Origin of the sequence: Chitinophaga costaii (assembly GCF_900094705.1) — a bacterium.
Taxonomy (GTDB): Bacteria; Bacteroidota; Bacteroidia; order Chitinophagales; family Chitinophagaceae; genus Chitinophaga; species Chitinophaga costaii.
Window position 1 is genome coordinate 141,617 of record NZ_FMAR01000007.1, and the last position, 11,485, is coordinate 153,101.

The window sequence follows — 11,485 nt, forward strand, 5'->3', positions numbered from 1 at the left end:
AGATGACCAGTCTTTCCCTTTCCTTTACCTGAAAATTCATCGCATGTCCAGAATATGGTTATTTGCTGTAATGCTTTGTGGAATTGCTTTTGAAGCCCATGCCCAACAAAAACCGGCTGCAAAACCGGTCGCTAAGCCTGGCGCTGCCAAAACTGCTACGCAAGCACCATTGGCCAAAAAGACCGATCTGCGTTTCCGCAGCACCTGGGGCATTTACCTCAGCGATACCCTGCCCCGCCCCGAAGTGATTAAAACACTAGACCAGAACCTGGTGGTGCGCGACCAGAAAAATAACAAGTACGAAATAATTTCCTTCGAATTTACTTACGAGCAAAAAACGTCTTTTGTAAACGATACCACCAACAAAGCCGGTTACTACATCGAATACCTGGGCGATAATTTCAAACATACCGCGAAACTGTCGGATATCTGGGTGAATAAGTTGAAGGAAACTTTACAGCGTGGAGATGAACTGTTCTTTAGTAATATTATCGTGAAATACCCGCCGGATAAGTATTACAAGGTACCCGACCTGCGGTTTGTAATATTATAACTTCCTAAAAAAGTCCTGCTCTTACCGGCAGGACTTTTTCGTATTAGTAGTTAAATAATTGTTGAAGCGGGATGATCACTTCGAAACGGTTCCTGGCGTTGTCCTGTGGGTCGCGGTCCAGGAGGTGGCTGAAGCGGAAGCCAAAAGCGAAGGGCAGCTCATTGCCCAACTTTGTATCGAAATATAACTCTGCGCCTGTGGAGGCATAACGCGTATGGCTGCGGGGGTATGTATTTTCGTATCCCATGCTGTAATCGTAAAATATATTGCCCCGCAGCCGCATGATATACAAAAGCTGTGCAAAGCCACAATCGGGATATGCTATCGGAAAGTAGTAGTTGGCACCCAGCTTATACAATTTTGTATAGGCGGGCGTGTTATACCCCCGCGCGTAGGCGAAGTGATCGCTGTAGACGTAGTTACGGGATGTATCGCGCAATTGGAAAGCGCCTTGTAGTAAGATGCTGTGGTTATTGGAAAATCCCGGTAAATAAAGGTCCAGCCTGGAGAAGAGCTGCCAGGCTTCGGTGCTGGTGGCAGAGTGGGCGTATTGCACCTGCAAGGTTTGGCCAAAGTGGGTGAAAAGCTGTTGTACGGCAGTATTGCGTTGGTTCACGAAAGTAAGGCTACTAAAAATATATTGAATATCCTTAGCCGATCCAACGAATTGCAGCCTGGACTTATCCATGCGTGTACGCTCCACGAAGTTATAGTTGGTACTGATGGAAAGGCCCCGGTTGTAAATGCCGGAAGACAGGTTCAGCGGCACTGCCAATCCCAGGAGGCCGGTCCACTCGTTCCAGTAAATATGTCCTTGGCGCAGGTAGGCGTTTCGGTTGGTGGTGTAGGCCGTACTCATTTGCAGGTAGGGGAACCAGCCCGCAAATGTAAAGCCTGCATTCACCTGGGAATAGCCCTCATCGCGGTTGTAGGCATATCCCACATTCGTTTCGGTGGTATTGAGGATATTGTTTCCCAGTAAACTATATGTGTAATCGGGATCATTAAAGGTAGGCACCCAACTATGAAAGTTAAACGGATGGGCGAGCAGCGGATATTTCTTTTCTTCAACATGTGTATCCGGTACCTTGTCGAGTATATTACCGCCTTCTTTAAAATCTGGATGTAGCCACGCGCTGCGCCCGTCTTTGCTAAAGTCTATTGCCTGCGGGCTATAAGGCGCCAGCGGCGCGGTATACAGCGTAAATCCCCCGGTGCGAAACTCGCTGAAAACCAATTTATCCTGCCGGACATCGATAGCCACCTGTTTTACACCGTTGGGACGCGCGGTGTATTGGTGAATCTTACGATCAGAAAACGTATATGCGTAAACGTTATCAACGCTTTCATAACCGCTGGTAAAATATACGGCATCCCGGGTAACGGTGGGAATTCCGATCACATTGCTACCAAAAGCGATCAGCGTATCTACCCTCCCATCCTTCAACCACTGCCGGATAAGGGCCATGCGGGAATGCACGTCCCTTACCCCGGCAATGATGGCCTGGTCGTCTGCGGTGAATTTTGGATAACTGTAATACCAATTTTGCGGGTTGGGAAGGGTTTGTACTACCTGGCCTGTTTCGCCATCCAATACCTGCACGCTAAATTGCAGGTTGGGTGGACTAACGGTTACCACTACCCGTTTTCCATCGTTGGAGATATCCGGGCTAAAGTATTTGGTGCGCGTAGTAAGATTGCGGGTATGACCGGTACTGTCGGCTATTTTTACGATGGAATATTGTTTGTTGTTCCATCGGGCATCGAAGCGGGCCTCCGTCCATACCAGCCGTCCATTGCGATAGCTGAAATAGTCGTCGAAATTGGTACCTGGGCGGGCTATAAAATGCGCCTGTCCATCGGGTGTTTGGCGAAAGAAGGCGGGTAATTTTTTGTAACTGTTTTTCAGGTACACCCAGGTATCCGGGCCGGCATTGTACACGTAGGGGTAATTGGTAACGGTGTGGCTATCTGGAGAAAACCGGGTAGCAGCGCTGGGGGGCATACGCAAAGAATCATCCTGCCAATATTGTTCAAATTCCTTAATAGTAGCATGATAGAACCCTGTGATCCGCTGACCGGTACGTTTTTCCAGGCTATTGGACAATGGATAAAAGACACCCCGGAAGCGTACTGCATCGGTCGTCACATCTTTCCAAAATGTTTGTCCATAATGTTTCCGGCCGTAGTAAGACATCATGTAGCCGAGGGGATAGTGATCGGGGATGAAGTCTACATAAGAGCCATTGCGCACCTTCATGTAGGTATAATTTTTATGATCCAGCCAGAGGGCGCGCATGCCATCGAAAAAGCCGGGTAGCCTACCCCTGCCCTGCACGCCCAGTGCAGTTTCCATGGTTACAGCATCCCCTTCCCAAAACCAGTTGGGAACTGCCAGGTTAGTAGCACCGGCCTGCCCCAGATCGCCCCCCAGGTAGTACAATACTTTAGAAATGCCCTGTCTAAAATTCATGTTCTGCAGCACATGGCGATATTCGTGTACTGATAGCTGGTCGGGCCAGTAGGCGGGGCCAAGGTCGGTATTGGGTGGTGGGGCCAGGTAAAATTCGGAGCGGAAGGGGCCTAACTGTACGTAACCATTAGAGATCATGGTTTGGTTTTGCAGTACCATATTCACTTTACGCTGCTGGTTGCCAATGGAACTACGATCGTGCTGATTAATGTATTGTACCAGGCTGGCTACGCGCTGTGCCGTGCCAGAGAGTGTACGGGGAAAAATGACCCGCACCGTATCGTTATTGATCTGGTCCCATTTCAACGAAGGTGGATTACCGCCAAACTGCTGTGCCATGGCGGCAGTGGTAACTAAGCAGCAAAGCAGTATGGGTAAATACTTCAAGGCATTTGTTTGTGAACTTGACAAGGCAATAGACGAATGAAAAGGTGTAATGTTTAATGCGTGGGGCTAAAGCTAATCATTCGTTTTTATCCCTCCAAGGGGCTACCGGGAGGTTCGTTCACCTGGATTAACATTCCGGAAGGCTAATAGGAATATTGGTGGCCAGGCCGCCATCGGAAGTTTCTTTGTATTTGGAATTCATGTCCAGGGCGGTTTCCCACATCGTTTTCACCACGGCGTCGAGCGATACTTTTGCCAGGTCCGGATTACTTTGCAGGGCAAGCTGAGAGGCTGTAATGGCTTTGATAGCGCCCATCGTATTCCGTTCTATACAAGGTATCTGTACCAGGCCACCAATGGGGTCGCAGGTAAGGCCCAGATGATGTTCCATGGCAATTTCTGCAGCCATCAGCACCTGGCGTTGCGAACCGCCCGATACTTCCGTAAGCGCCGCTGCCGCCATGGCGGAAGACACGCCTATCTCTGCCTGGCAGCCGCCCATGGCTGCCGAAATAGTAGAGCGTTTTTTGAAGATACTGCCCACTTCGGAAGCGGTAAGTATGAACTGAAGGATCTTTTCTGCTGCATACCCATCGCAAAAGGTAATGAAATAGGCCAGTACGGCGGGTATTACGCCGGCGGCCCCATTGGTGGGCGCGGTTACCACACGGCCAAAGGAGGCATTTTCCTCATTTACGGCCAGGGCAAAACAGCTCACCCAGTCCAGCGTGTAGCCGAAGTGGTTCCCACCTTCGCGGATGGCGGCCAGCCAACTGTCGAAGTCGTGATAATTACGTCCATTCAGTAATCTTTTATTAAGCGCAGCCGCGCGGCGGGCTACTTTCAGGCCCCCCGGCAATTCGCCTGCGGTATGTACGCCCCGGTAAATACATTCTTTCATTACCTGCCATATCCTGAGTATGCCGGCACGGGTTTCTGCCTCCGGGCGCCAGGCATGTTCATTTTCCATCACCAATTCGGAAATGCTAAGGCCTGTTTTAATGCACCATTGCAGCAACTGCCGGGCTGTATCGATGGGAAAAGGCAGGTCTACACTTGTGGAGCCAGTTTTGTGTTCTCCCTCCTGCACTACAAAACCACCGCCAATGGAATAGTAGGTAGCGGCGTGTTGTTCCCCATTATGCAGGCTCACTAAAAACGTGAGGGCGTTGGGATGGAATGGCAGAGATTCGTCCATCAAGAATTCCACGTCCGTATCTGGATTAAAATCGATTTCGTATTGGCCGGCCAGCGACATTTTTCTCCGGCGTTGCATCTCCTGTATTTTGGGGGTAATCTGGTTTACGTCGAAGGTTACGGGATCGTCTCCACAAAGTCCTAATTGCACAGCAATACCGGTACCATGACCAATGCCGGTTTTGGCCAGGGAGCCGTATAGCAGTACGCGTACCTGGGCTACTTGGTGTAACTGGTGGTGATCAGAAAGAGTTTGTAAAAAACGTAATGCGGCACGCCAGGGGCCTAAAGTGTGGGAACTGGAGGGTCCTACGCCGATCTTAAAGATGTCGAATACGGATATTGCTTCGTGCGCCACGATGGTTGGTTTATGTTGTAGTGCAAGATAAGCGCATTTAATGAAAATCCACGAGTTCTACCTGGCAGATCTGCACGGCATTGGCAGGTACAATCAGTACATTGCCATCGTAAATGGCTTGTGACCCGAAACCCAATACTGCCGGAATATAGAGTTCAATGGAGCCTCCTTTTGAAATTTTTTGCAGGCCGATCTGCCAGCCGGGAATATGGTCCTTTAACTGCCGGCCATCGAAGTTGGTGATCTGTCCTTTGGAAGATTCTACTATTATCCCGTTAATGAGGCGACGGGTATAGATTACATAAGGCGTATCGGTGAGGGTAATGTAGTGAATGCCGTCTCCTGGTTTAATGATGCGGAAATAAAGACCGGAGGGGTCGTAATTGGCGGTGATATTATTGTCGGTCAGGTATTGGAGAATGATAGAATCCTGGCGAACGCTGATGAGATCCAGTGTACCTGGTCCGGCGCTGCTGGCTTCCTTTTTACAGGCGGATAAAAGGCCGCTCACAAGGCATACAGCTATAAAAAGTTGCAAAATTCGTTTCATACATTGTTATAACGGTACAGGTGTCCGAAAGTTACTCTTTTTTGGGAAATGTGCAGGAAGGAATGGCAGGTATGCAGCTGCCTTTCCTAGCTTCACCTATTAAACACCGGACCTGGGTATTTATTACCTTGGGTGAGGAGAATAATACCATAGCAAGTGGATTTCATAAAAAAACTCCCGGTTTGCAAATGCAGCCGGGAGTTTTTTAACATTGTTGTCGGAAAGATTAATAATCCATACCCATACCGTGACCACCACCTGGCATAGCAGGGGCAGCAGATTTAGGTTCTGGTTTGTCTGCAATCACGCACTCGGTGGTGAGCAACATACCAGCGATGGAAGCAGCGTTTTCGAGGGCGATACGGCTTACTTTCGTCGGGTCGATTACACCGGCTGCAAACAGGTTTTCGTATACTTCCGTGCGGGCATTGAAGCCATAATCGCCTTTGCCTTCTTTCACTTTCTGTACTACGATAGAACCTTCGATACCGGAGTTTTCGGTAATCTGGCGAAGGGGTTCTTCGATGGCTCGTTTAACGATGGCTACACCGGTTTCTTCGTCTTCGTTGTCTGCCTTCACATTAAGCAGGGCTTCGATGGCGCGGATATAAGCTACACCGCCACCGGGTACTATACCTTCTTCCACTGCGGCGCGGGTAGCGTGCAGGGCGTCATCTACGCGGTCTTTCTTTTCTTTCATTTCCACTTCGGTAGCAGCGCCAACATACAATACTGCAACACCGCCGCTCAGCTTAGCCAGGCGTTCCTGGAGTTTTTCGCGGTCGTAGTCGGAGGTAGTTACTTCGATCTGGGATTTGATCTGGGAGATGCGGGCGGCAATATTTTCTTTTTCGCCACGGCCACCTACAACAGTAGTATTGTCTTTATCGATGGTAATGGATTCTGCTTTACCCAGGTAGGTGAGGTCTGCATTTTCCAGTTTGTAACCTTGTTCTTCGCTGATCACGATACCACCGGTGAGTACGGCGATGTCCTGCAACATTTCTTTTCTGCGGTCGCCAAATCCAGGGGCTTTTACAGCAGCTACTTTCAGGGTACCACGCAGTTTATTAACTACCAGGGTAGCCAGTGCTTCGCCATCCAGGTCTTCAGAGATAATTACCAGGGGAGCGCCTTGCTGGGCCACTTTTTCCAGGATGTGCAGTATATCCTTCATGGTGCTGATCTTCTTATCGTAGATCAGGATGTAGGGATTCTGCAATTCTACCTGCATTTTTTCACTGTTGGTGATAAAGTAAGCAGACAGGTAACCACGGTCGAACTGCATACCTTCCACAACTTCTACAGTAGTGTCGGTACCTTTGGCTTCTTCCACGGTAATAACACCGTCTTTGGTTACTTTCTGCATGGCTTCGGCAATCAGGGCGCCGATAGCGGAATCATTATTGGCAGAAATAGTAGCTACCTGTTCAATCAGCTGGTGGTTGCTACCTACTTCTTTAGATTGTGATTTCAGGTTTTCAACAACCACCTTTACGGCTTTGTCGATACCACGTTTCAGGTCCATCGGGTTAGCACCGGCGGCCACATTTTTCAGGCCTTCGCCGATAATAGACTGTGCCAGAACGGTAGCGGTGGTAGTACCATCACCTGCGATGTCGGCAGTTTTGGAGGCTACTTCTTTTACCATCTGGGCGCCCATGTTTTCGATGGCGTCTTCCAGTTCAATTTCTTTTGCAACGCTAACGCCGTCTTTAGTTACAGCAGGTGCGCCGAACTTCTTTTCGATCACCACGTTGCGGCCTTTAGGACCGAGGGTTACTTTCACCGCATTAGCCAGGGTATCAACACCCTTTTTCATTTTGTTGCGGGCTTCTGTATTAAAATATAATTGTTTTGCCATAATGTTTAAATCATTTAAATTTTTAGGAAATGGTGAATTGGATGAATTGACCTTACACAATAGCCAGGATGTCAGATTCACGCATGATCAGCAGGTCCTGACCTTCCACGCTGATTTCCGTGCCGGCGTACTTACCATACAATACCGTATCGCCTACTTTTACCGTAACCGGTTCATCTTTCTTACCAGGACCGGCGGCCACTACGGTACCCTTTTGTGGTTTTTCTTTAGCGGTGTCGGGGATAATGATACCTCCGGCGGTCTTTTCTTCAGCGGCTGCGGGTTTAACGATTACCCTGTCAGCCAATGGTTTGATACTTAAATTAGCCATAGTTTAGTATAGTTTTAAAACGTAGATTGATGGTTTGTTTGTGTGATTGCATGGCCACGAGAATTATGCCAAGCCCCCTTTTACGATCATCAGGCGCGCATTCTGGTCAAATTTGCAGTTTGTCCGTTTTATACCCACCAGGCCGCCTGCCAAGTTGCCCATCTTGACAGCCAGATTGTCGGAGCTGCAAAACAGGGAATTAATGAACGAAACACGCCGGGTATAAATACCGGGTGCATGCACCGGGAGATCAAAACAATTTCTGCTACAATGAAAGCCTCCTTTTGCAGAATGGCCTGAAATGCCTAGCTTTGCGCCCTCATACCAGTTCTTAAATTCATGATTAGTAGAAGAAATATCCGGGTGAAGGTGATGCAAACACTTTATGCCCTGGAAACGATGGAGCAAAGCACTATTAAGCCGGGAACAGCCACTAGCTTGTTGAATGAAAAGCTGGAACAAACCCGACAAATTTTTACCTACCTGCTCTACTCCATCATTCGTGTGGCGCAATACGCGGAAACCGATGCACAGACCCGTGCCAACAAGCACCTGCCCAGTGAAGCCGACCTGCATGTGAATACCAAAATAGCCGGGAACGAATTTCTATACCAGATCCTGTCAGACAGTGATTTTAAGGTAAACCTGGAACAATGGAAACTAAAATACCTCCCCGACAACGAGCTGTTGCGCAAACTGTACAACGAGCTGGCTGCATCTGATACTTACAAAACTTACATTGCAGACGAAACCCGTGTGCGCTCCAGTGAAAAGCATATCCTGGAATTCATTTATAATGATATTCTCAGCAAAAACGAAAGCTTCCAGCAACATATGGAAGATCAATTTGCTCATTGGACCGACGATGCAGAGATGATGCACCTGCTCATTGGCAACTACTTTAATAAGCCGCAGTTGTTTAATTTTCTTCAGTTGATCAGCAAAGAAAAGCTGGACTATGCCCGCGAGTTGCTGCTTACGGTGATCGATAAGAAAGATTATTGCCTGGAGCTTATAAAACCTAAACTCCAAAACTGGGACTCAGAGCGTATTGCGGCGGTAGACATGTTGCTCATGGAAATGGGCGTGTGCGAGTTCCTGTATTTTCCCACCATCCCGATTAAAGTAACTATCAACGAATATATTGATTTGGCTAAGGCCTACAGCACGCCGCAAAGCGGGCAGTTCATCAATGGTATCCTGGACAATGTGCTGAAAGAATTGGAACAACAGCAACTCATCCAGAAAACAGACCGCAAAAAATAGGGATTCCTGGCTGGAAGCACTATTTTTACGGCAAATTTTTCGCAGCGCATGAAATTATTTTCCTATCTGATAGCCACTGCCCTACTGCTGGGCGCCTGCCGCCAGGGACAACCGGCTCACACAGCCTCCCCTGCTGCCAGCGACAGCAGTCAACAGGGTTTTCCGGTTATCACCTTCGACCAGGAAGTGCATGATTTCGGGACCGTACATGAAGGCGAGGTGGTGGAATACAGTTTCAAATTTAAAAACACCGGTCATGCGCCCCTCCTCATTACCGATGCACAAGCCAGTTGCGGATGCACTATTCCGGAATGGCCTAAAGCACCCATTAAACCGGGCGAGGAAAGCGAATTAAAAGTGTCTTTTAACAGCAGTGGAAAAGAAGGTGCCCAGGAGAAATCGATCTCCATCAAGGCCAATACGGAAACACCTTTTATACCCGGGCCGCGCATCGTGTGTAATGTGGTGAAATAAGCGGTACGGTACAACTAACGATTAACTATTAACAACTATAAACATGAGCATTTTACTTCAGGCCGCCGGCGGATTTGCCAGCATTCAGCCTATGCTGCTGATTGGCGGTATGTTTCTTGTAATGTGGCTTTTTATGATACGCCCACAGCAAAAGAAAGCAAAACAGCAAAAACAATTCATCGACAACCTGAAAGAAGGGGATAAAATCGTTACGATTGCCGGCATTCACGGTAAAGTAAAAAAGATCAATGACAACGGTACCTTGCAGATTGAAGTAAGCACCGCCAGCTACCTTACCATAGAACGTTCTGCGGTGAGCCTGGAATATACGGCCGCCCTGAACAAGCCTGCTGCCGAAGTAAAGAAATAATGATACTATTCCCATAAAAACAGGCCCTCCCCGAAAAGGAGGGCCTGTTTTTATGGTGGTATGTATGACTAAATTTATCCCGGATGGTAAATAAAAAGGGGGTAATATTTATACAGGGTACAAGTGTATCGTACACAGTACCTAATACAATACTTCTTACCTTTGTGCCATATGTTAAAGATCGGAATTACGGGTGGTATAGGCTCTGGTAAAAGCACCGTAGCCGGCATGTTTGCAGTACTGGGCATCCCGGTGTACTTTGCCGACGATGCGGCCAAACGCCTTATGAATACAGATCCCCGGCTTATGGCCGACATCCGCCTCCACTTCGGCGATGCGGCTTATACCCCGGAAGGCCAATTAGACCGCAAATACCTGGGGAATATTGTCTTTAATGATCCCCAACGCCTGGCCCTGCTCAACACACTTACCCATCCTGCTACAATCCGCGACTCAGCATCCTGGGCGGAAAAACAAACCACGCCTTATGTGATCAAAGAAGCGGCTATCCTCTTTGAAACCGGCTCTAACCACTACCTGGATGAAGTTATTGGCGTATCGGCCCCCAAAGCGTTGCGCATTCAAAGGGTTATGGAACGCGACCACGTGACCCGGGAAGAGGTGCTGGCGCGCATGCGCAAGCAGATAGACGAGGATATAAAAATGCGTCTCTCCGATCATATTATCTTCAATGATGAGCAGCAACTGGTCATTCCGCAGGTACTTGCCCTGCACGAAAAATTATTGGCCAGGGCCAAGGCCTGACTTTTTAATTCGACCTACAGGCCTGTTCACCCATGTAATGGAATAGTTGTTGATGGAAAGCGATAGTTTACATTTTGCCGTATATTCAGGTTCAAACCTATTCTATTCATGTTTTGAAGGCTTTTCCCCTGGCAGTTTTTGCCGCCGCTTTATTGCTGCCAGCATTGGCCAACGGTCAGCAGCACATTACAGGACGTACGCTCCGTAAAGACTCGGTTCCAATTCCCGGCGTGTCTATCGTAAACCGTAGGCTGCAAATAGCTACGGCTTCGGATGCAAATGCCAACTTCGATCTACAGGCCTTTACGGGAGATACCATTTTATTTTCCGGACTCAACATCATTGCCCGCTACTGGATAGTGCCGTACAATGCCGGCCGCAACATCCAAAACATTTTCCTGCAATCCCGCGTAATGGATCTGATGCCAGTTTCCATCCGCCGTCATACTTACAGCGACGACTCTATTGCTGTGCGCAAGGAATATGCTTCCTCCTTCAACTTCCGCCGGCCCCGCTTCACCGAAGTTGTAGCACTTGGCTTCCCCGGTATTGGGGTAAATATTAACCAGTTGTACAAAGCTTTGCGGATTAAGAACAATAAACACAAAATTTTCTTTCGCAATCAGCTCATCAGCTACGAGCATGAAGGTTTTGTGAGTGCCCATTATACAGAAAGCCTGGTAGCATCCACCGTGCCGCTGCGCGGCGATTCGCTAACCTACTTTGTGAACAAATACCGGCCTACCTATGAGCAGGTACACGATGGCAGTGATTATGATATGTTATATTTTATTCACCAATCTTACAAACGTTTCTGCGACAGCTTGCAGCATTTAAATGCTCCACCACAGTAATCTTCCCAGCCAGCGCAGCATGCAATAACTTCCCAATGCAAAA

General features: G+C 48.4%; 11 protein-coding genes. 6 read left to right on the forward strand and 5 right to left on the reverse strand.

All coding sequences use genetic code 11. The features are described from left to right. Positions 1-43: 43 nt before the first annotated feature. On the forward strand, positions 44-553 hold the full coding sequence (locus GA0116948_RS11770) for a hypothetical protein (protein ID WP_123891775.1): 510 nt from the start codon (positions 44-46) through the stop codon (positions 551-553). Between the two features lie 43 nt (positions 554-596). Here GA0116948_RS11770 and GA0116948_RS11775 read toward each other — a convergent pair whose 3' ends face one another. The 5 genes from GA0116948_RS11775 to GA0116948_RS11800 all read right to left on the reverse strand — a co-directional run bounded on the left by GA0116948_RS11775 (position 597) and on the right by GA0116948_RS11800 (position 7,713). Then, on the reverse strand, positions 597-3,413 hold the full coding sequence (locus tag GA0116948_RS11775) for a BamA/TamA family outer membrane protein (RefSeq protein ID WP_123891774.1): 2,817 nt from the start codon (positions 3,411-3,413) through the stop codon (positions 597-599). A 127-nt stretch (positions 3,414-3,540) separates the two neighbouring features. Further along, on the reverse strand, positions 3,541-4,968 hold the full coding sequence (locus GA0116948_RS11780) for an L-serine ammonia-lyase (protein ID WP_089712383.1): 1,428 nt from the start codon (positions 4,966-4,968) through the stop codon (positions 3,541-3,543). A gap of 37 nt (positions 4,969-5,005) precedes the next feature. Further along, entirely contained in the window at positions 5,006-5,518 is a 513-nt protein-coding gene (locus GA0116948_RS11785; protein ID WP_089712385.1) for an FKBP-type peptidyl-prolyl cis-trans isomerase, read from the reverse strand. A 226-nt stretch (positions 5,519-5,744) separates the two neighbouring features. Beyond that, a complete protein-coding gene (gene groL / locus GA0116948_RS11795; RefSeq protein WP_089712389.1) occupies positions 5,745-7,382 on the reverse strand; it encodes a chaperonin GroEL in 1,638 nt (545 codons plus the stop codon). Between the two features lie 52 nt (positions 7,383-7,434). Continuing rightward, positions 7,435-7,713, reverse strand: coding sequence for a co-chaperone GroES (locus GA0116948_RS11800; protein WP_089712391.1), 279 nt, complete (start codon positions 7,711-7,713; stop codon positions 7,435-7,437). Between the two features lie 339 nt (positions 7,714-8,052). Here GA0116948_RS11800 and nusB point away from each other — a divergent pair, with 339 nt between their 5' ends. From nusB to GA0116948_RS11830, 5 genes are all read left to right on the forward strand, one after another. Next, positions 8,053-8,979: a transcription antitermination factor NusB gene (gene nusB / locus GA0116948_RS11810; RefSeq protein WP_089712395.1), complete on the forward strand. Its 927-nt coding sequence runs from the start codon at positions 8,053-8,055 to the stop codon at positions 8,977-8,979. A 48-nt stretch (positions 8,980-9,027) separates the two neighbouring features. Continuing rightward, positions 9,028-9,453 carry a DUF1573 domain-containing protein gene (locus GA0116948_RS11815; protein ID WP_089712397.1) on the forward strand — a complete coding sequence of 142 codons (426 nt, stop codon included), beginning with the start codon at positions 9,028-9,030 and terminating at the stop codon, positions 9,451-9,453. A 43-nt stretch (positions 9,454-9,496) separates the two neighbouring features. After that, positions 9,497-9,823 (forward strand): preprotein translocase subunit YajC, encoded by a 327-nt coding sequence (gene yajC / locus GA0116948_RS11820; RefSeq protein WP_089712400.1) that lies wholly within the window; start codon positions 9,497-9,499, stop codon positions 9,821-9,823. Positions 9,824-9,994: 171 nt separating this feature from the next. Continuing rightward, complete coding sequence (coaE, locus tag GA0116948_RS11825; protein ID WP_089712401.1) at positions 9,995-10,588, forward strand: dephospho-CoA kinase; 594 nt, start codon at positions 9,995-9,997, stop codon at positions 10,586-10,588. A gap of 113 nt (positions 10,589-10,701) precedes the next feature. Next, a complete protein-coding gene (locus GA0116948_RS11830) occupies positions 10,702-11,442 on the forward strand; it encodes a hypothetical protein (protein WP_123891773.1) in 741 nt (246 codons plus the stop codon). The last annotated feature ends 43 nt before the right edge of the window (positions 11,443-11,485 follow it).